This window comes from Kribbella sp. CCNWLW201 (assembly GCF_037203805.1).
Lineage (GTDB): Bacteria > Actinomycetota > Actinomycetes > Propionibacteriales > Kribbellaceae > Kribbella.
In genome coordinates this window covers 1,977,059-1,997,520 of record NZ_JBBCBQ010000001.1, presented here as the reverse complement: position 1 = coordinate 1,997,520, position 20,462 = coordinate 1,977,059, and the positions used below count along the sequence as shown (strand labels likewise).

18 protein-coding genes are annotated in these 20,462 nt (G+C 67.5%); 12 read left to right on the top strand and 6 right to left on the bottom strand.

Going from position 1 to position 20,462, the window contains the following annotated elements; all coding sequences use genetic code 11:
* The first annotated feature begins 632 nt into the window (after positions 1–632).
* Positions 633–1,133, top strand: coding sequence for a peptidoglycan-binding domain-containing protein (locus V9K99_RS09680; RefSeq protein WP_337002343.1), 501 nt, complete (start codon positions 633–635; stop codon positions 1,131–1,133).
* Positions 1,134–1,809: 676 nt separating this feature from the next.
* Here V9K99_RS09680 and V9K99_RS09675 read toward each other — a convergent pair.
* Positions 1,810–5,076: a BTAD domain-containing putative transcriptional regulator gene (locus tag V9K99_RS09675; protein ID WP_337002345.1), complete on the bottom strand. Its 3,267-nt coding sequence runs from the start codon at positions 5,074–5,076 to the stop codon at positions 1,810–1,812.
* A gap of 108 nt (positions 5,077–5,184) precedes the next feature.
* Positions 5,185–7,377 (bottom strand): hypothetical protein, encoded by a 2,193-nt coding sequence (locus V9K99_RS09670; protein ID WP_337002347.1) that lies wholly within the window; start codon positions 7,375–7,377, stop codon positions 5,185–5,187.
* A gap of 388 nt (positions 7,378–7,765) precedes the next feature.
* Between V9K99_RS09670 and V9K99_RS09665 the strand changes: the two genes are divergently transcribed.
* The 10 genes from V9K99_RS09665 to V9K99_RS09620 all read left to right on the top strand — a co-directional run bounded on the left by V9K99_RS09665 (position 7,766) and on the right by V9K99_RS09620 (position 16,541).
* Positions 7,766–8,941 (top strand): ABC transporter substrate-binding protein, encoded by a 1,176-nt coding sequence (locus V9K99_RS09665; RefSeq protein ID WP_337002349.1) that lies wholly within the window; start codon positions 7,766–7,768, stop codon positions 8,939–8,941.
* Entirely contained in the window at positions 8,938–9,876 is a 939-nt protein-coding gene (locus V9K99_RS09660) for a carbohydrate ABC transporter permease (protein WP_337002351.1), read from the top strand. The genes V9K99_RS09665 and V9K99_RS09660 overlap by 4 nt, the downstream gene beginning before the upstream one ends.
* A gap of 4 nt (positions 9,877–9,880) precedes the next feature.
* Positions 9,881–10,705: a carbohydrate ABC transporter permease gene (locus V9K99_RS09655; RefSeq protein ID WP_337002352.1), complete on the top strand. Its 825-nt coding sequence runs from the start codon at positions 9,881–9,883 to the stop codon at positions 10,703–10,705.
* A gap of 78 nt (positions 10,706–10,783) precedes the next feature.
* Positions 10,784–11,890: a LacI family DNA-binding transcriptional regulator gene (locus V9K99_RS09650; protein ID WP_337002354.1), complete on the top strand. Its 1,107-nt coding sequence runs from the start codon at positions 10,784–10,786 to the stop codon at positions 11,888–11,890.
* A 61-nt stretch (positions 11,891–11,951) separates the two neighbouring features.
* Positions 11,952–12,512 carry a DJ-1/PfpI family protein gene (locus tag V9K99_RS09645; RefSeq protein ID WP_337002356.1) on the top strand — a complete coding sequence of 187 codons (561 nt, stop codon included), beginning with the start codon at positions 11,952–11,954 and terminating at the stop codon, positions 12,510–12,512.
* A gap of 139 nt (positions 12,513–12,651) precedes the next feature.
* Positions 12,652–13,407 (top strand): endonuclease/exonuclease/phosphatase family protein, encoded by a 756-nt coding sequence (locus V9K99_RS09640; protein WP_337336382.1) that lies wholly within the window; start codon positions 12,652–12,654, stop codon positions 13,405–13,407.
* Between the two features lie 170 nt (positions 13,408–13,577).
* Positions 13,578–14,513: a ring-cleaving dioxygenase gene (locus tag V9K99_RS09635; RefSeq protein WP_337002360.1), complete on the top strand. Its 936-nt coding sequence runs from the start codon at positions 13,578–13,580 to the stop codon at positions 14,511–14,513.
* The gene (locus V9K99_RS09630; RefSeq protein WP_337002362.1) at positions 14,513–15,145 is read left to right on the top strand and encodes an alpha/beta hydrolase; all 633 of its coding nucleotides are present in this window, start codon (positions 14,513–14,515) and stop codon (positions 15,143–15,145) included. The genes V9K99_RS09635 and V9K99_RS09630 overlap by 1 nt, the downstream gene beginning before the upstream one ends.
* Positions 15,146–15,243: 98 nt before the next feature.
* Complete coding sequence (locus V9K99_RS09625) at positions 15,244–15,951, top strand: hypothetical protein (protein ID WP_337002364.1); 708 nt, start codon at positions 15,244–15,246, stop codon at positions 15,949–15,951.
* A gap of 95 nt (positions 15,952–16,046) precedes the next feature.
* Positions 16,047–16,541: a DUF1269 domain-containing protein gene (locus V9K99_RS09620; RefSeq protein ID WP_337002366.1), complete on the top strand. Its 495-nt coding sequence runs from the start codon at positions 16,047–16,049 to the stop codon at positions 16,539–16,541.
* 44 nt (positions 16,542–16,585) lie between these two features.
* Here V9K99_RS09620 and V9K99_RS09615 read toward each other — a convergent pair whose 3' ends face one another.
* The 4 genes from V9K99_RS09615 to V9K99_RS09600 all read right to left on the bottom strand — a co-directional run bounded on the left by V9K99_RS09615 (position 16,586) and on the right by V9K99_RS09600 (position 18,285).
* Positions 16,586–17,263 carry a GAP family protein gene (locus tag V9K99_RS09615; protein ID WP_337002368.1) on the bottom strand — a complete coding sequence of 226 codons (678 nt, stop codon included), beginning with the start codon at positions 17,261–17,263 and terminating at the stop codon, positions 16,586–16,588.
* Between the two features lie 36 nt (positions 17,264–17,299).
* On the bottom strand, positions 17,300–17,521 hold the full coding sequence (locus V9K99_RS09610) for a hypothetical protein (protein ID WP_337002370.1): 222 nt from the start codon (positions 17,519–17,521) through the stop codon (positions 17,300–17,302).
* Positions 17,522–17,605: 84 nt separating this feature from the next.
* Positions 17,606–17,848, bottom strand: a complete 243-nt coding sequence (locus V9K99_RS09605; protein WP_337002372.1) for an SHOCT domain-containing protein — start codon at positions 17,846–17,848, stop codon at positions 17,606–17,608.
* Positions 17,845–18,285 (bottom strand): DUF6325 family protein, encoded by a 441-nt coding sequence (locus tag V9K99_RS09600; RefSeq protein WP_337322888.1) that lies wholly within the window; start codon positions 18,283–18,285, stop codon positions 17,845–17,847. The genes V9K99_RS09605 and V9K99_RS09600 overlap by 4 nt, the downstream gene beginning before the upstream one ends.
* Before the next feature lie 175 nt (positions 18,286–18,460).
* Here V9K99_RS09600 and V9K99_RS09595 point away from each other — a divergent pair, with 175 nt between their 5' ends.
* On the top strand, positions 18,461–20,452 hold the full coding sequence (locus tag V9K99_RS09595) for a hypothetical protein (protein ID WP_337002376.1): 1,992 nt from the start codon (positions 18,461–18,463) through the stop codon (positions 20,450–20,452).
* The last annotated feature ends 10 nt before the right edge of the window (positions 20,453–20,462 follow it).

Below are 20,462 nucleotides of genomic sequence, written 5' to 3'. Positions count from 1 at the left end.
GTGGGCCTTCGCTTCGCTCGGCGGTTGGGGTGCTCGCCGTGGTTGGGTGGGCCTTCGCTTCGCTCGGCGGTTGGGGTGCTCGCCGTGGTTGGGTGGGCCTTCGCTTCGCTCGGCGGTTGGGGTTGCCTCGTACCATCGCGGCCTTCATGTCCCGGTTCGCGTTGGACGGGTTCCGCAGGCCGCCCTTTCAACCCCGGGAACAGCAGGCGCTCCGGGTTGTCGATGGCGGCGATCCGGCCCGGGTCTCCAGGTCGACCGCGTCCTCAGCCAGCCCGAGCGCCTCACCGATCCGCAGCCCGGTGCACTCGTGTGCAATCCGGCCACTTCGCAGCGCTGGACCCTTGCAGACGACTTCGGACATCGACAGTTGCAGAGCGGGCAGTCGCGGACCACACGGCCGGTCCATCGGCTTGCCCGGGGACGACGCCGTGGATGATCTGTCCACCCGGACAGGACGTGACCCAGGCGAGGTCCGGGTCTTTCGGTACGGGTGGGGTACGGGCAGCGGGGCGATGGTGATGGATCTTAGGGTCCGAGTCTTGTAACGACATGTTCGGTGGCTCCGGGGCTGACCGGCGCAGACAGGACGTGTCAGAAGACACCAAGATTCGGAGACAAACACCATGCGTGCTATGAAGCGCGGGAAGCGCGCCCTGCTTGCGTCCTTGACCCTGATCTCTACGGCGGTGCCGCTCGCTGTGGTGACGAGCTTGCCGGCGGAGGCGGCGTACGGCGTGTGCGACTCGGCCAGCTGGCGCTACGCCGGTGGCGTCGGTACCGACGAATACACGAAGGTTCCGGTCCGCACGGGCAGCGGAATGCACTGCTACATGGGCAATCAGCAGGGTTCCAAGTCCGCGGTCATGGCACTGCAGGATGCCATCTATACGTGCTACTGGGACACGCCTGCCGCCGAATACATCCAGGACAGCGGTGGGATCGACGGCGTGTACGGCGAGGGCACCGTCAAGGCGGTCCGCTGGGTGCAGGCCAACCGGCTCGGCTTCACGGGGAGCAACGTAGACGGCATTTACGGGCCCGCCACCCGCAGCGCGATGAAGTGGCCGATGTACAGCAAGATTTCCGGGGGCTACACCTTCAAATACACGTGCAAGAACCCGAACGAGATCTGAGCCACCGCTCACGCTGCACCACCAAGTCGGACCCGATCGGTGAAGTCGTCGACCGGCGGCGGTAATTCAGTCGCGCCGGTCGACGCCGATGGGTCAGTGACTGGGACACGGTCCTCTCAGCGCCGTCGACCTCGCTACTGCCTGATCAGACGCCGCTGCTGCCGCGCTCCGAGCACCGGCCAACGAAGGTACGGGCGCAGTACGGGCAGTACGGCGACAGCGGCGATTCCTAACGTGGCGCCATCCAAGACCCCACCAAAGGAGCCGTTTGTGACCCTGTCCGTACGAAGACTGTTCGTGTTGATGTCGATCCGGGCGCGCGTAGCGGCGTCGGTGGTCTTGCTGCTCGCTGTGGTGCCCCTGGCCCTCACGATGAGTCCCGCCTCCCCGGCCGCCGCACGTGAGCCGTCGCCACCGACCAACTGCAGTTCGGGTGTCCACCGCTCGGCCCAGGCATGGGCAATGTGCAAGTCTGGGTACGGAACCTTCCGTGTCTGGGCCCGTTGCAACTGGAGCGCATCGACGCTGTACGGCCCGTGGAAGCCTCCGAGCACGGTCAGTGGCTCGAGCGTGCTTTGCGCAACCACCGCCAACCCCCGTGGCATCGTGATGGCTTACGGCATCCAGAAGCGCGACGGCTGACCGCGTCGCCTGTCTGGATGGTATTGGCGTTGTGCTACCGCCCGATCCGTGATGAGGCGCTGGTGGCCTGTGCCTCGAGCAGCCGGAATCCGCAGGATGCGGCGATCGATGCGGCCTGCTCGGCGGCCTCCTTCGCGGATGCGGTGTCGCCGATATCGCGCCGCGCAGTGGCCGAGGCGATGAGAGCCTCGGCCTCGATGTACGGGTAGGTGCCGCGTGCGATCGTGAGGCAGTCCTCGATCCACTCGATGGCGGCTGGGATGTCGCCGAGTGTGAGGTGGGCCTGTGCGACGGTTGAGGCGGTTTGAGCCTGGGCCTTTCGGTCGCGTACGACGATCGCGAGGTGGTGTGCGCGCAGTGCTACTGGCAGCGCGGTCGCACCGTCTCCGCGCTGGCTGTACAACCGGGCCCACTCGTCCAGCGCGGACAGCTCACCACGGAGATGCGAGCGGCGCTGGTAGCCATCCAGTACGTCGCTGAGCAGGCCGGCCGCACGGTCGACCGCGCCCAACTGCCGCAAGGCGCTCGCCAGGTTGCTGCGGTTGGCGAGCGCCGTCGTCTCCGGGCCTGTCTCGTTGATCTGCAGCGCCGAGGCGAACATCTCGGCGGCCTCCCGTAGTTCGCCCTGGTACAGCCGCGTCATCCCGAGACTATTGAGCGCGACGCCCCGAACGTGGCCGTGCTGATCGTCTTCGGTGAGCTCCAGCGCGCGGCGCATCCACAGCTCGGCATCGCCGAGTCTTCCCCGCTCCAGCTGAAGCCACCCGACCTGGTGGGCCAGATAGGCCGCGGCCGTCGTCCAGCCGACAGCCACCGCGAGAGCTTGGCCGGCGAGGCAGTCGGACAACGAGTCCTCGTCTCGTCCGACGGCCCCCAACGCCTGGCCACGGTTGAACAGCATCGCAACCTGCGCGACGTCGTCACCGGCCGCGATGGCGGCAGCCATCCCGGCCTGGGCCGCCGGTAGCCAACCGTCGGCATCCCTGCGAATCAGGAAGTATCCCCGGAGCTGGTCCACGATTCGCCAGGAGAGCGTCCGGTCGCCGGACTGCGCCATATCCTTCACGACCGCCAGCAAGGCGGACAGTTCGGCGTCGAGCCAGTCGAGTGCCCCCGCTTCCGAGCTGAAGAATGTTGCGGGTTCGGGATGGCCGGCGAGCCGCACGAGTTGCGGATACGCCCAGTCGATCGCGGCCGTGACTGCCTCGGCGTACCAGGAATACAGCCGGGTCCGCGCGGTATCTCCTTCAGGATCCTCGGCGAGAAGTCGCCGGGAGTAGAGGCCGAGCAGATCGTGGAACCGGTAGCGGTCTTTTGCCTGCTGCATGAGCATGTTTGCCTCGAGGAGGGCTTCCAGGACTCGATCGGCCTCAGCCGTCGGCATCCCGAGCAGAATCCCTGTGCTGTCGGCACTGAAGTCGTCGCCAGGGTGCAGGCTGCACAGCCGGAAGGCGCGCTGGGCATCGGGGCTCAGGTCGGCGTAGCTGAGCTGGAAGCTGTTGAGCACACTGGACTCGCCGAGGCTGAGCTCGGTAAGCCGCCGGTTGCCGTCGTCCAGACGACGGGCCAGGTCGGCAGCCGTCCACTCCGGCCGGGTCGCGAGCCGCGCACTGGCGATGCGCAGCGCGAGCGGAAGCCGGGCGCACGCCTCCGCGAGCGCGGTCACACCTTCGGGATCGGCATCCAGACGCTGTGTTCTCGCCGTGGAGCTGATCAGCAGGACAGCGTCGTCTCGGGGGAGAGGCTCAAGGTTGACGACGGCGGCGGTGGCGAGGTCCGGCAGTCGCCGTCGGCTCGTCACGATGACATCGCTGCGCCCTGCCCCCGGCAGCAGCGGCCGCACCTGAGCCGCGTCCTGTGCGTTGTCGAGCACTACCAGCATCCGGCGGTCGGCGAGCTCGCTGCGGAGCAGTGCGGCCGCTTCGGTTTCGTCGCTGCCGATTCGCCGGCCGGGTACTCCGAGCGCGCGAAGAAAGCGGCCGAGCACCTGGATCGGTGCAGGGGTTGTCGCGTCGCTGCCGCGCAGGTCGGCGTACAGCTGGCCGCCCGGATACTGCGCGCGGAGGCGGTGTGCGGCGGTCAGGGCCACGGCGGTTTTGCCGACCCCCGCGATGCCGCTGATCAGGACGACTCGGGACGAGAGCGCGCCGGGCCGGCCAAGCGCCGTACAGATCGTCGCCAGTTCGTCCGCGCGTCCGACGAAGTCCGGTGGTGCGGACGGAGCCTGCTCGATGACCGCTCGCTCTGCTGGTTGCGCTGGAGACCCATTTTGTTGCCGGAGCACCTCGAGATGAACCGCGCGGAGCCGCTCGCCTGGGTCGATGCCGAGCTGCTCGGCGAGCGCGGACCGGATCCGGTCGTACGCCGCGAGGGCCTCGGCCTGCCGACCGCACGCGGCCAGGGACTGGATCAGCTCGACGTGCAGCGGCTCGTCCAGCTCGTGCTGCGCGGTCAGGTTTCGCAGTGGTTCCAGCGCCTGTTCCGGATCGCCGAGGTCACGCGCCAAGGTGGCGAAGGCGCGGACGGCGGCCGTGTACTCGTTGGAGATCGCGATGTACAGCGGGTTGGCCGCGATCGGCTCCACATCTGTGTCGCCGCGCCAAAGTGCCACGGCATCCGAGAGCTTCGCCAACGCTGCCCCTGGCTCGGCGCGCGCTGCCTGGGCAATGAGATTGCGGAACGTCAGGAGGTCGAGGTCGCTGTCGTTCAGTTCCAGCCTGTATCCGGTGCCGCCGCTGACGATCACCGGGCTGGTCGGCTTGACGGCCTCCAGCAGCCGTCGCAGCCTGGCGACACGGGTGTGCAGGAGATTCATCGCGTTTCGGGGTACGGCGCCCGGCCAGAGGAGATCGATGAGTTCGTCCTGACTGACCGTCGTTCCGGCGCCTAGTGCGAGCCGGGCCAGCAGCGTGCGTTGCGGACCGGAGTTGACGGGCACCGGGATGTCGCCGTGCCGGACCCCGAGCGGGCCGAGGACACCGATGTGCAGCGGTCCCGCGGTCCCTGGGGCCGACGTGGTGACGGTTCGGTGCGCCTTGGCGAAGGTATGGAGGCTGCTGGCATCGCGGCCATTCAGGGCGAGCGCGGCTGCGATGGCGTCGATCGAGTCCGACTTCGGACTCCTGGTTCGGCCCTGTTCCAGGTCACGGATCGCCCCCGTACTCAGGCCGGTCCGGTCGGCGAGATCTCGTTGCGTCAATCCGGCGTGCCGGCGCAGCGTCCGCAGCAGCTCACCGAACCGGCCGGTTGGTTCCTGGGCAGGCCGCGTGTCCGGTGGGTCACCCTGCGGCCGGCCGGTCACGGTGAGCATCTTACGGGCTCCGACGTACGACGGAGCCCGATCGATCCGGGAGCGTGGTCCGCGCGATGACGTGTGGGTCAGGAGTCTCGATGGCCTGTGCCCGCTGGGCTACTCCCCGGTCGCCAGTTGGGGGCCGGAGGCATCAGTCGGCCGAGGCCACCTCCACGAGTGCTGTTGCGTCAGTGGCGGTGGCATGGCGTCGGTCGTCAGGTGCCAGCCGTCCGGCATCGAATGTCCAGCAGATTGCGCCGCGGAGAGGTGGGCGATCGCTGCGAGCAGGCTGCCGTTCGACGGCAGGTATAACGACAAGAAGCCGGGGCGCTGGGGAGCGTGTCCGTTGGGGAGGAACACGTTCTTCGGGGAGGGAATCAGGAGTGCCTCCACGGCTCGGGGCAGGTCTGACAGTGCGGCCGCGGTCATGGACATCACGGGGTAGTCCCAGCCCCAGGTGGACTGAAGGTCCCACGTTTGCCAGACGGCGTCGAGGGTGGCTGCCATCGCGTCGGGCCGGATCTGAGGCGAGTGCGGAACCCAGCCGAGGGCCATCAGCATCGACGGATGATCCTCGCGGATCAGGTACGGCGGTGTCGAGATCGCGGCGTACGACTTGTCGGGCATCAGGTGGGGAGGCCGCATCCGGGAACCCACGCGGGCCCAGCGTTCGGACGGCGGGAGCTTCAGTCGTCGCCGCCACTCGTTGGCCACTCCGAGCGCCCAGGACCAGTAGGTCAGTTCGAAGGTCGGATTGGCGGTGCCGGCCCGATCGGCGAGGTAGCTCTCCTGTGCCGGTATCAGTGGTGGTGGCAGCTCGAACACGCCGTCCCGCTCGACGACGAAGTCCGCCATGAAGTCGGCGGTCGCTTCCACCAACGGGTAGTGCTCGGTGAGGAAACGGTGCGGACGGCCCTCGGCGTACAGCAACTCGAGCAGGTAGATGAGGTGGGGCTGCTGCCACAGGATGAACGCGCCGATGTTGCTCGGCGACTCACGTCCTGACGGGTCGGTCTGCTTCGGCCACCGCGCGCCGCGATAACCCTGCTGCCGGGCGGTTTCCCTCGCGGCGTCGAGGATGTCGTGATACCAGCCGATGCTCCGTTCCAAGAGGTGACCACGTCCCCACATCGGGAAGTGTGCGGCATGCCACCAGTGCATCTCGAGGTGGAACTTGCCCGACCAGCTGTTGTAAGTGAGACCAGTCTCCTGCGGAGGAGTCGAGCCGGCGCAGTTGACCGCCGTGAGGTACTGCGACAGCACCGTCCGGCGCTCGAGTTCCTCGGCGCGGTCGTCGGAACTGCCGTCGAAGCTGACGGCCGCTCCCTGCTGCCAGAATTCGCTCCACCAGGAGCGCGCGCGGTCGAAGACCTCAGCGGCGTGGCAGGGGTTCGCCGGCGCGTCCAAGGGGCCGAGGGCAACGACTACCTCGAGCTCGGGCGATGAGCTGGTGCAGACGAGCGAGCCGTCCTCGGGATCGACCTGAACTTGGCCGCTGGTGGCGATCGACACGACGTACGCCGTGGACTCGACGCGGCGCTCGCACTGCCAGGCACCGCCGATCTGGCGCCAGGCATGAGTCTGCTCCAGCGGTTGCTCGAACGACGCGAGATCATCGGGCTGGTCGTCGAACTGCCACGCGATCGCGAGGCCATCCGGCAGCAACCCGGACTCGAGCCGGACAGCGAATCGGTCGCCGGCCGGATCGGACGTCGTGTGAACGACGACCCGCCGGCCCTGCAGTTCGTACTCCGCCCGGATGCTGCCGGTCCAGAGATCCAACTCGGTCCGGGCATTGCGCAGCTGAGCAGGATCCGTCAGCGGCGCCAGCTCGGTCCTCTGGACGGCGAGTGCGAGCCTGCCCAGATGAAGGCGTCGCGGATTGAAGTGGAGCCACCCGCCGGCCTCGAGATCAGGCGGGATCACGTCGCCGGCGCGCTGCAACCCCATCCGATCCGGGTACGGCGCCTTGCCTCGGTCCGTCTGGTACCAGGTGAACGTCTCGTCCAGCCGGTACGTACGACGGCCGCGTGCCCGGTACCAGCCCCAGTTCGACTGCACTCGCAGCGGAATCTGGTAGTCGTCCTTGGCAAAAGAGCGCTGCTCCTGCTTCGGAAGCGCTTCGGTGCCGTCGCTCGGCACCCGGCGCGGATCCGGTCGCAACTCGTGAAAGTCCGGGAACGTCTGGAGTCCCGAGAGGTCGACCGTCATCGCGATGTTGCCGTTGCCAACAGACAAAGTGTCGGCCGGATGCGGACGGACGAAGACCGGATTGTGTCGCGTGACCAGGGCCCGTCGTTCGATTCTCATCAGCTGCTTTCGACGAAGCGGCACGGCGCTGACGCCGTTTCCGCGGCAACGTAGCCACCGCGCCGAGCCCGCGTCAACCCGTTGACACCTCCCGTTGTTACCGGTATCAATTGTTACCGGTATCAACCTGCGCCGACTGCGCGCCGGCGGGCTTGCTGGGGGAGACGGCCCGAGGTCTCGATCACCGTGATCTGTCATTCCCAGAGGAAGGTTCTTGCCCATGTCGCCATCGACCCGAGGGCCGCTCCCGCGCCCGACTTCCGTGACCAGGCGCCGTTTCCTCGGCTACGGTGCCGCCGCTGCCGGAGCCGTCTCGTTCGGGTCGGCGCTGACGGCCTGCAGTACGGACGGAGACCGGCAGGGATCGGCGTCGACGGAGCTGACGTTCATGAATCAGTCCCGTGGCCAGAAGGATGCACTGGCCAAGCTGACCAAGACGTACGAAGAGCAGACCGGTGTACGCGTGACCGTGGACAATGTCGGCCCGGTCGACTTCCCGACGAAGCTGCAGTCGAAGTCCCAGTCGGGCGACATGCCGGACATCTACTCGGCGCTGCTGGTCGCCGACATGATCCCGTACTACAAGGCCGGCTGGGCCCTCGACCTGTCGTCGGAGCTGAAGGGCGACTGGAAGAAGAACTTCGCGCCGACCGCGCTGCAACTGGCCACCATCCCTGAGGGCAACGCCAACGGCGTCAAACCCGGCATCTACTCCGCACACTGGGAGATCCAGCTGTGGGGGCTGTTCCGCAACACCGCGACCTTCAAGGAGTCCGGCGTCGATCCGGCGAAAGTCCCGGCGACGACCACGGAGTGGATCGACCAGCTGAAGGCGATCTCCGGTCACAGCGGGAACGGGGCCTTTCTGGTGGCGGCCTCGCTGACGCCGTACCTGCTCCAGACGCACGCCGCGAACTGGCTGACCGATGACGAGATCACCGCCACCTTCGCCGGAAAGGCCCCTTGGACCGCCGAGGGCTGGCGCAAGTCGCTGCAGTTGATCGCCGATCTGGTCGACGCCGGCGTGATCGTCAACAAGTCGATCCCGGGCGGCAACGACGACAACCCGAACGTGGAGAAGTCGTTCTTCAACGTGCAGGATGCCGCGTCCATCTTCGACGCGTCGGTCGCTGTCGGTGTCGGGCGGGCGACCGCCCCGGACTTCACCGACTACACCTCGGCCGCCGTTCCCGCGGCACCGGACGCGACACAGAAGCCGCGCGTCGTCGGCAACATCGGCAAGGGTGCGTGCATCAACCCGAAGGGGAAGAACGTCGAAGCCGCGGTGGCCTTCGTGAAGTGGTTGACCGAGCCCGACCAGGCGAAGGTCTTCGCCGACATGGTCGGCCTGGTCCCCGCCAACCCGACGCTGAAGTCGGACGAGCTCGCGCCGCAGTCGAGCGGTCTGGCCGAGCACCTGAACAACCTCCAGGTGATCTCGGCACCGTTCAGCTCCGATGCGCGGACAGCGGTGAGCAGCGGCGTACAGGCGCTGGCGCTGAAGGAGAAGACCGTCGATCAGGTCCTCGCCGAGGTCCAGGCCGCACAGAAGAAGAGCAAGTGACGATCACAGCGGAACCTCGTCAGCGAGTGCTCGCGCCCAACCGCGGCCGGCCGCGGCGTCGTCGCGGCAGGTGGCGCAGGCACGCGATAGCGTACCTGTTCCTGCTGCCCGCGCTGGCGTTGCTGGCCGTGTTCACCTTCGTTCCGTTCGGTCAGGCGATCCTGCTGAGCTTCCAGGAATGGGACGGCGTCAGCCCGAGCACACCCTTCGTCGGACTCGCGAACTACACGAGGGTGCTGCACGACACGATCTTCTGGGACTCGATGAAGATCGTCGTGATCTTCGGCCTGGCCGGGTTCTTCATCGGCAACGGGGTCTCGCTCTGCATGGCACTGGCCGTTCACCGGATCCGCCGCGGCAAGGCCTTCTTCCGTACGGCGTTCTACCTGCCCGGAGTCTTCTCGGTGGTGGTCGTCGGCATGATGTTCTCGTGGCTGCTGGCGCCGAACGTCGGCATCATCAACCGGCTGCTCGAGATGATCGGCCTGTCGGCGCTGCAACACAACTGGCTGAACGACCCGGACACGGCACTGCCCGCGGTGGCCGCGGTCTTCATCTGGTTCCACTGGGGATTCGGCTTCATCCTGTTCCTGGCCGGCCTGCAAGACCTACCCGCCGAGCTCTACGAGGCGGCGAGCCTCGACGGCGCGGGGGCCTGGGCGAAGTTCCGCTACATCACCTGGCCGGAGCTTGCGCCTGTCACCACGATCGTGTCACTGCTCACCTTGCTGGCGGCGCTGCAGATCTTCGGCACGGTCCAGGTCCTGACCAACGGCGGACCGGCGTACCACACGATCGTGCCGACGCTCCGGATCTACGAAGAGGCCTTCACGAACCACCGGTTCGGCTCGGCCGCAGCCATGTCGGTGATCTTCGGCGGCGCACTCGTCCTGCTGGCCGGGCTCCACTTGCGACTGTCACGCAGGAAGGGATGACACTGTGACGACCGGAAGGCGAGGCGCAGCGGTCTTGTACGTGCCGCTGGTCCTGGCTGCGCTGATTGCCCTCTTCCCGATCTTCTGGCTCCTCATCGGATCGTTGCAGACGACTCGAGAGCTGTATCGAGGCAGCGAGCTCATCCCTCGGGAGCCGCAATGGTCGAACTACGTCGAGGCGTGGGTCGACGGCCGGCTCGGTGTCTACCTGCCGAACAGCTTGTTGTACACCGCGTGCGCGGTGGCCGGGATCCTGATCGTGTCGAGCATGGCCGGATATGTGCTGGCCCGGGTCGAGTTTCGCGGCCGATCCGTCGTGATGTCCGTGATCCTCGCGGTCCTGATCATCCCGGCACCGGCCTCGTTCATCGCGCAGTACAAGCTGATGCTCTCGTTCGGGCTGACCAACAGCCGGCTCGGCTATGTGCTGGTTCTGATCACCGCCGGCATCCCGATGGCGACGTTGATCATGCGGGGGTTCTTCGCCAACCTGCCCAAGGACCTGGAGGAGGCCGCGGCCATCGACGGTTGCTCGGCGTTCAGCGCCTTCGCCCGGGTGATCCTGCCGCTGGCCCGGCCCGGGCTGATCGCGGTCGCCGTGATCCAGGGCCTGACCGTGTGGAACGAGTACCTGCTGGCGCTGGTGTTGTTCGACGACGACCAGCTGATGCCGGTGCAGCGTGGCTTGATGAACTTCGTGTCCTCCGAGACGCCGCTGCAGAACATCCTGCTGGCCGCAACGGCCATCTCGGCGCTGCCGGTGATCGTGTTCTACGTGGCGGCACAGCGTCAGGTCGTCCAGGGGATCAGCAGCGGAGCTCTCAAGTGACTCCCGGCGTCGACCGGTCAGGCCAGGTCGCGCTCGGCCTGAGTAGTCTTCCAGCATCACGAGTCGAGGAGCGCCCCGTTGAGCGATCGTTCGCCCGCTGACGCGGACCCGGCCGACGACACGTCGGGCGGCCAGGCTGTCACGCCACCGGCGCGGCCGACCCTGACCGACGTCGCGCGAGTGGCGCGGGTCTCGCGGCAGACGGCGTCCCGGGTCGCGCGCGGGGGTGACCAGGTCAATCCACGCACGGCCGCCCGGGTCAGGCGAGCCATCAAGACCCTGGGATACCGGCCGGATCCGATCGCCCGGGCGCTGTCGACGGGCCGGGGACGGGTGCTCGGGCTGCTGACGCACCAGCTGACCAATCGGCCGACGAGCATCGGGGCGATGTCGATCATCTCCGGTGTCGAGCAGGCGGCGACCGAGGTGGGATACAGCGTGAGCATCGCGAGTTTCGCCACCTTCGAACCGGCCGCGGTCCAGGAGGGGATCGACCGGCTGGCGATGTCCCGCTGTGACGGCGTGATCTTCATGGCGCCATGGGTCTCGGGGGCCGAAACGATCATGGCGATCGACCGGAGCATGCCGATGGTGACCACGAGCACGGTGCCCGGGTACGACGGCCCGGCAGTGCATCCCGACATGGCCAGGTCCAGCGAGGAGGTGGTCGAGTACCTCCTCGGGCTGGGGCACGCCACGGTGCACCACGTGGCGGGGCCGGCGGAGTGGAGTGCGAGCCATCTCCGTTCGCTGGGATGGGAGCAGGCGCTGCGTCGGGCCGGCGCCGAAGTCGTCCAGCCGCTCAGCGGAGACTGGACGGCACACTCGGGGTACCTCGCCGGACTGGAGCTGGCTGACGACCCATCGGTGACGGCCATCTTCGCATCGAACGACGAGACAGCACTGGGCATCATGTACGCCCTCACCGAACGCGGGCTGCGCATCCCCGAGGACGTCAGTGTCGTCGGGTACGACGACGCACCCGGATCGGACTACTTCCGTCCTGCTCTCACGACGGTCAGGGTCGACGGTTACGAACACGGCCGGACAGCCGTCGCCCACCTGATCGCACAACTGGACGGCCAGTCACCCGAACCGACAGTGATCGTGCCCCACGAGCTGGTCATCCGCCGCAGCACCGCAAAGTCACCGCGCCGACGCCGGGCTCCGCAGGCTCGCCCTTGACCCGCAGTGGCCGCCGACGGAGGCTGACTGTGGAACCGGAGTCTGCAGAGGGGATGACGTGATGGCCAAGGTGCTGATTGTCACTGGTGACGCCGCAGAAGACCTCGAGGTGTTCTACCCGTACCAACGGCTGCTCGAGGAGGGGTACGAGGTTCATGTGGCCGCGCCGACGGTGAAGAAGTTGCAGTTCGTGGTGCACGACTTCGTGGACGGCTTCGACACGTACACCGAGAAGCCTGGGCACACCTGGCAGGCGGATGTCGCGTTCGCCGATGTGGATCCGTCCGAGTACGTGGCCCTGGTGATCCCCGGTGGTCGTGCGCCGGAGTACATCCGCAACGACGAGGACTGCCAACGGATCGTGCAGCACTTCTACGGCGAGTCGAAGCCTGTCGCCCAGCTGTGTCACGGACCACTCGTCGCGGCCGCGGCCGGCGTACTGAACGGGCGCAAGACGTCCGCCTACCCAGCTCTGGCGCTCGACATCCGGGCCGGCGGAGCGGAGTGGGTCGACGGCGACGCGGTCGTCGACGGCAACGTGGTGTCCGGGCGCGCCTGGCCGGACCACCCGGGCTGGATGCGTGCCTTCATGACGATCCTGAAGGAGCACGCCCCGGCGTAGGCTCCGCGAGCGAACCACCTTCCCGACCTCGTCGTTGTCTGTGGCTGACAACGACGAGGTCGGTGAGGGTGGGAACATGTGCGCATCGCGCGGTCGGGGCTGGGTACCGGGGGTCCGATGAATCGATGGTGCGTGCGGTATGAGGTTCATGACGTGGAATGTGTGGGGACGCTTCGGTGACAACTGGCGTCGCCGGCACCGGGCGATCGTGGAGACGATCCGGGCGCAACGTCCCGAGTTCGTGGCTCTGCAGGAGACGTGGACGGCAGGTGAGCAGACGCAGGCGGACTTGCTGGGCGCCGAGCTGGGCATGTCGCCGGTCTTCGCCTTGTCGCGGATGCCGCGCGATCCAGACCCGGACGTTCGGCTTGGTCTTGCGATCCTGAGCCGGTATCCCCTTCTGGGTGCGGAACGGTGTTCGCTGTCGGGTGAGACGGTGGCGTTGCGGGCCGAGATACGGCTCGGGTACCGGAGCCTGCACTTTCTGACCACCTGTCTGGACTGGGAGGAAGATCATCAGCGCGAGCGCCTCCAGGAAGTCGACGGCCTGGTGGAGCTGGTGTCGAAACTCTCGGCGTCGGGTGACAGGGTCGTGGTGGCGGGCGACTTGAACGCTCCAGCTGATCGACCTGAGATCAAGAGGCTTCTCGGCGTACTGCGCGATTGCGGAGAGCAACCGGAGACCGGCGCAGGGCACACCTACAGCTCGCGTAATCCGTATCTGGGACAGGGGGAGTGGCTCGAGGACGAGCGGATCGATTACATCCTGACGGTGCCTGATACCTCGGGAGATACCGGTCACTGCCGATCGTGGCTTGCGGGATTCGACGAGGATCACGGCAATCCGCCGTCCGACCACTATGCGGTGATCAGCGACGTCCCGGTAATGAGCTGACGACCCGGTGACACAGGCAGGTCGAGCCCCGGCGTTGCCCGAAGGGGCCGGAGCGTGGTGGTGGGCGTTGTCCGGTCGTAGTGTCGAGGGGCGGCCGATGTCGTCCTGCGGCCGCGGGCTTGGAGGGATGAGCGATGGTTGATTCGGTCGCACCACATGGGCTCCACCATGTGACTGCCATTGCGGAGGATCCGCAGCGCAACGTCGATTTCTACACCACGGTGCTGGGGTTGCGCCTGGTCAAGCGGACGGTGAACTTCGATGCCCCGGACACCTATCACCTGTACTACGGTGACGAGTCGGGCCGGCCTTCCACACTGTTGACGTTCTTCCCGTGGCCGGGAGCTCCGAACGGTAAGCAGGGCACCGGTCTCACGACGGCCACCGCGTTCAGTGTGCCGCCGGAGTCGCTCGGCTGGTGGCAGCAGCGTCTGCAGAGCCTCGGCGTCGACGCGGACGCGCCGGTCGCCCGCTCTGATGAGGAGATCTTGAGGCTGCGCGATCCTGACGGCTTGGTGATCGAGCTGGTCGCGTCCGACGGTGACACCCGGTCCGGTTGGGATGGCGTGGCCGCCATACCGTTCGACAACGCGATCCGCGGCCTCTTCTCGGTCACCATGACCGAGCAGCAGCTCGACCCGACGGCAGAGATGCTCGCGGGCATGCTGGGGATGCGGCACGGCCAGGACACCACCGATGGGACGCGGTTCGTGATGTCCGGCGGAGCCGAGGGTACGGCGGTGGACGTCCGGCCAAGCAACGTGTCGCGCGGACTCCAGGCGGCCGGTACGGTCCACCACATCGCCTTCCGGGCGCCTGACGGTGAGACCCAGGCGAAGTGGCGCCTGGAGCTGATCGAGGCCGGAGTGCAGGTCACCGAGATCATCGACCGGCAGTACTTCACCTCGATCTACTTCCGCGAACCGGGCGGGGTCCTGCTGGAGATCGCGACCGACCAGCCAGGCTTCACCATCGACGAACCGCTGCTGGAACTCGGCCAGCACCTGAAGCTTCCGCCCTGGCTCGAACCGAACCGCGAGCAGATCCAAGCCTCGCTGCCAGCGCTGCGCGTGCCACCGGCCCCGCAGCCGGACGAATCCGACTGATGAGCGAGGACCTGCTCCGGCGGCCGCACGTCTGGCAACCGGGCTCTTCCGCGCCGCCGCTGCTGTTGCTGCATGGCACCGGTGGTGACGAGCACGACCTCGTCGTACTGCGGCAACACCTGGCGCCCGATGCACCCGTGCTGTCGCCTCGGGGGACCGTGTCGGAGAACGGGATGGCACGGTTCTTCCGCAGGCTCCAGGAGGGCGTGTTCGACGAGGACGACCTTCGGCTGCGCGCAGATGAGCTCGCCGCCTTTCTCACGGCGGCCGAGCAGAAGTACGACGTGACTCCTGGTTCCTGGCTGGCGGTCGGCTTCTCCAACGGCGCCAACATGGCGTCCGCGCTGCTGCTGCGCCACCCCGAGTCACTCGCCGGCGCGGTACTGCTGGCCGCGATGGTGCCCTTCGCCGCCGACGAACCCAGGGACCATGCTCTGGCCGGCAAGCGGGTGCTCATCGTCAACGGCGACAGCGATCCGATGGCCACGCCCGAACAGACCAGCAGACTGGCCGAGCAGCTCCGCCGACGAGACGCCGACGTCGAGCTGCTGCCGTTCTACGGCGGCCACACCATCGACGCCGGCCAACTTCCCCGCATCAAGCAATTCATCGACGCGACCAGGCCGGGCTAGCGGGCGACACACCACGCCGGCTACCTGTGAACCGAATCCATCCTCTGACCATCAAAGCCCTTCGCGAGGACAACGGGCGAAATCAGAGGAGTGCAGAGATGAAGCGCAATATGAAGAGGGTCGGCGTCGTGGTGGGTGTCTCGGTCGCAGCCGTGGTGGCCGGAGCGCTGGTCGCCGCCCAGCAGATGCCTGGGCTGGCGTCGGCCACCGGCGAGACCAGCCAGATCGGCGGTTCCGCCACCCCGAGCAGCAAGCCGGCCGTGACCGTCACGCCGAAGTCGAGCGCGCAGACGCCGTACGACGCTCTCTCCGAGGAGAACGTCATCCGCGAACGTCTCTACTTCGACGTGACCGGACATGCGTTCACCCGAGTCGCCCTGAACTCGGCGCAGACCCTGGGCCCGTGCACGGGTACGACGAAATTCGCCGACGTCCTGCCGGGCCGAGGCGTGACGAGGATCGGCTCGAAGCTCGTCGGGGACGGTGGTTTGCACGTCGTCGAACAGGTGGCCCAGACGCAATCCACAGGCGAGGCGAGAGCCACGGCAGCCGAGATCGTCAAGCTGGTCGACGAATGCGCCGCAGTCTCCGGAGGCGACTTCGGCTACGGCGACCCGATCACCGTGCAATCGAGCTCGAGCCGAAAGGTCGTCTACTTCCCCGCGTACGACTCCGACGCAGCCGCCGGCGGATACATCGTCTTCTCCGTAGGCACCCGAGTCGGCGTAGTCGACGTCAACGACGACGTGACCCCGACCCAAGTCACCCACCTGGCAAAGGAGGCCGCGAGCGTGGCCGGGATGTAGCGCCCCCTGGGGGGATCACCCGGTCGGGGTGAGGCGACGCGGCTGGGGCGGTCGCAGGGTTGGAGGGATCGGGGGCGGCTCGAGGGGAGTGGGCGGTGTCGACTCTGACGGTGTGGAAGTTCGGTAGTTGGGATGGGGCCAATCAAGCGATCGGGACCCTGGAGGCATTGGCGAAGCAGGATCTGATCAAGGTGCATGATGCTGCGTCGGTGTCGTGGCAGCCGGAGACCAGGCGGCCCAAGACGCGGCAGTTGCGCAGTCTGACCGGGGCCGGCGCGATCGGTGGCATGTTCTGGGGAATGCTCTTCGGCACGATCTTTCTGACGCCGCTTGCCGGTGCTGCCATCGGTGCCGCGTCAGGCGCCATCGCTGGATCGCTGGCCGATGTGGGGATCGACGACGATTTCCTCAAAGCCGTTCGCGAGCAGCTCACTCCCGGTACGTCGGCACTGTTCCTGGTGACGAGTGACGTTGTACAGGACAAGGTGAAGGCCACCTTCGAGGCGACCGGGCTGCGGAGACCACAGCTGATCGAGTCGAACCTGTCGAGCGAGCAGGAGGCGGCGCTGCGCGAGATGTTCGCCGGCTAGCGCCATCGCCGGCTAGCCCCATCGTCGGCCACCTCATGGGAAGCTCATCGGAAGAGGTCGAGGCCGTTGCCGGTCATGACGGCGGCGAGCACGAGCAGGAGAACGATGGTGATCGTGTTCAGGTTGGTCAGGAGCCAGGTCTCGAGCGCTTTCAGGGTCGGCGTGGAATTCTCCGCTCCGATGACGACGACCGCCAGCAGTGGAACGAGAACTGTCAGCGAGGCCGCCGTGACGAAGACGGCCGCGGCACCGATCACCGCCCCTGGACCAAGGCCCGCTCCGCCGATGTAGCCGCCGGCGCCCAGGACCAGCGGAAGGTTCTTGACGTTCGCCACCACGGCAGCGGCGCCCGTCAGCACCAGTGCGGGCGCGGAGAGTGTCACGATGCGCTCGACAACTGCCGGCCGAGGTGGAGGCGCACCGGGCTCCGGACGCCGACGCCAGTACCTGACCGCGAGGATCGCGAACAGTACGCCGATTCCCAGTTGGACGAGGTCGACGCCGTTGCGCGCCGCTTCCTCGTTGTCCTCGGCGACCGCGTCGGTGAACCCCGCGACGATCCCGATGGCGATCGCCAATGCACCCAGCCAGCCGGCGGCAAAGCTCAGCCCGGCACGGACCGGTCGGGTGGACATCAGCACCAGCACGATGCAGGCCATCGGCACCGGGCTCAAGGCGATCGCCATCGCCTGCGGAAGAACCGCACCAACGACGGGCCACAACCTGACCACTCTCCCTTGGGGTACCCGGGCAGCAGCTCAGCCATCTCCCGGCGGCCGGGTCGGAGGAACCTGCATGACCTCGAGGATGTCCACCCCCAACATGTCGAGGTGGTTGAGGATGCCGGCCAGCGCCGCCTGATCGGCGAGGAATCCGTGCAGAACGGTCTGCGCCGGCTCCGGATCGGCCGCCAGGGAAGGGAACGCGTCCGTCAGGTCCCGCGACAGGTTCCCCTTGACCCGGATGACGTAATGGCCCATGGGAACGCCCCTTTCACGGCCCGTCGACACGACTCTGCTGCGCCCGCCGCCGGGAGACATCACCCTTCTCAGGCGACGAGACGGTCAAGGAGCGTGCAGGATCTTGGCCTTCGCGGCCTCGAACTCCGCATCCGTGAGTACACCGCTTTCTCGCAGCTCACCGAGTTCCTTCAGTTGCCGCGGCACCGACCGTTCCGAAGCGGGTGGGGGAGGCGCTGTGGTCGACGCTGCCCAGGCGCCCTGCTGCCTGGCCGCGACGCGCCTGTGGACGCGGGCTGCCGCCCCGGCGACGACGGCCGTTCGCGCTGCGGACCCGAGTAGTCTCACCGCGGCTCCTCGAGTGCTGCCTCGAAATCCGCGGCCGGGATCCGTCCCGTTGCGGCCAGCCGGGCGCCTTCGCGCCGCAGCGCTGCCTCCATCGACACGATCCACTCGTTCTCGTAGATGACGACGACACCCAGGGTGCCGGGCTCGAGGAAGCCGCCGGCCTCGCGAATGTCGTCGCTGTCCAGCAACCCCGAGGAGGCGCCGAGGAACGGCGTCAGGGCCGACAGTTCGGCCATAGCGCCGTCATCCGGCGGGACCAGCGACATCTCACCGTCGGCGCCCTTTCGCACCACCTCGAGGTCGAGGATCCGGACCAGATCCCGATCGGCAAGTTCGAGCAGCGCGCCGAGTCCTCGTGGCCCCGGGCCGGCCGGCGGAATCTCGACCACCAGCAGGTCGATCGGACCGAGAACATGATCGGCGTCCTGCTCCGGCATCAGGGTCTCCACTCGTGCTGCACTCCAGTACGACGGCATCGCCGTACTCCGGGAGACGGCCACCATCCCAAGCGGTCAGGACCGGACGCATCACCTGGATCGGGTGACCTCGCCGGCATCGTCCGGTCGGGGTCGGATGGTGTCGGGACCGTTTCGACGGGCGCATGCTGTCGACATGACCGGGAGAGGAGTTCTTCCGGTGGTGATGTCCGGCCTGATCACGCTGATGCTCCTCTGCCTGTCCGATCAGGCCGTGGCCGCGTCCCCGGACGACACCGCCGCGCAAACGCTGGCCGAGCGCTACGCTCCCGTGGTCAGACTGCAGCAGGATTCGTCGAACTGCGCGAACGGCGAGCAGTTCCAGCCCACCGATGTCGAAGCCGTACTGGGCGATCAGCAGGTTGCGCTCCGCGGACCGTGGCGGCCGCCCGACCTGGTCAAGCCGCAGCCGGAGGCGAAGGACCTCGGCCTCGGATTCCCCGGCCATGCCCTGGACTTTCCCGGCGATCCGCTGCGTCCCGGCTGCGACTATGCCGAGTGGTCGGCGCGCATCAACGCCGCGCATCCGGCGACCGTCTACGCCCACGTCGCCACGGACCCCGGGTTCCCCGGGACGATCTCGTTGGAGTACTGGTTCTTCTACGTGTTCAACGACTACAACAACACCCACGAAGGCGACTGGGAATCGGTTCGGCTCGTCTTCGAGGCGGCAACGCCTGCGGCCGCGCTGACCGTGGCCCCGACCGCCGTGGGGTTCAGCCAGCACGGCGGCGCCGAGCGAGCGCGCTGGGGCGACGCCAAACTGGAGATCGTCGACGGAACTCATCCGGTCGTCTATCCGGCGGCGGGTTCGCACGCCAACAAGTTCGGCCGGCGCCTGTACCTCGGTCGTGGCTCGGAGGGACTGGGGTGTGACGACACGACGAATCCAGGACTCGAGCTGAGGCCGCGGATCGCCTACGTGCCGATGACTCATGCCGACTACGTGCAGCAGTATCCGTGGCTGGCCTTCGAGGGACGATGGGGCGAACGGCAACGATCCTTCTTCGACGGACCGACCGGGCCGAACATGAAGACCTCGTGGACCACGCCCATCCAGGATGCCGAGACGAACTGGCGCGACGACAGCACCACCGTGCCGGCCGGCACGTTGCTGGGGCCGAGCAGTACCGGCGCATTCTGTACGGCGGTCGCGACCGGATCGAATCTGGTCCGGGAGACTCTCGACCGGACCTGGCTGCTCGGCCTGGTGCTCGCCGCGCTCGTCATACTGATCTGGTTCGCGGCCAGCCGGACGCGGTGGAGCGATGCGGATCCGCTGCCCGCCCGGAAGCGGCGGGCCTGGGGCCAAGCGGTCGGTGCCGCGCTGCGGTTGCTCCGGTATCGACCGGGCCTGTTCGCAAGCTTCGCCGCGGCCTTCGTCGTCCTGAGCCTCGTGACGGTCGCCCTCGCCAGGCTGCAGGTGGCCAGACATGACGCACCGACCGACCTTGGTGCTCCGACCGAAAGCGCGACCGGATTCTGGGCATCCGTGGTCGCGCTGGCAGTCACGATCCTCACCATTGCGACGTATTTCGCGCTGCTGGCGACCGTCGCGGCGACACTCGACCAGTTGGACCGCGGCGTCTCGGTCACAGCCGCGCTGATGGCGCGTCAGGTGGTGTCGAACTGGAGGTCACTGACCAGGGCGGTCGTGCAGTACGTCGTCGTGATCGCCGTCCTCACGATCTTCGTGACGACGATCCCGTTGGCCGTCTACTACGCGGTCAGCCGTGCGTTCGCCGTACCCATCGTGGTGGCGGAGCGCTGCTCCGGAGGTACGGCGCTGAGGCGCAGCCGGATGCTGGTCAGGGGCCGATGGTGGCGAACCGCTGTCCCGCTGGCGATCATCGTCGGGCTCGGCCTCGCGGCAGGGCCGGTCGCCGGGATCACCTTGCTGCTCGGGACGGATCTGGCTCCCATGCTGATCGACCTGGTGTCGTCGATTCTCTTCGCCCTTGCGATGCCGGTCGCCGCGGCGGCCGTTGTGTACCGGTACTTCGACCGCGCCGTGTCGATACCGGAGTCACCTGGATCGGGTGAGATGCCGGACGGACACCGACCATATTCTCGGGAGGGCGACGGGCGCGTCGAGCAAGGCCTGCCATCGGTGCGCTCCGACTCCTGATCGGACCGGA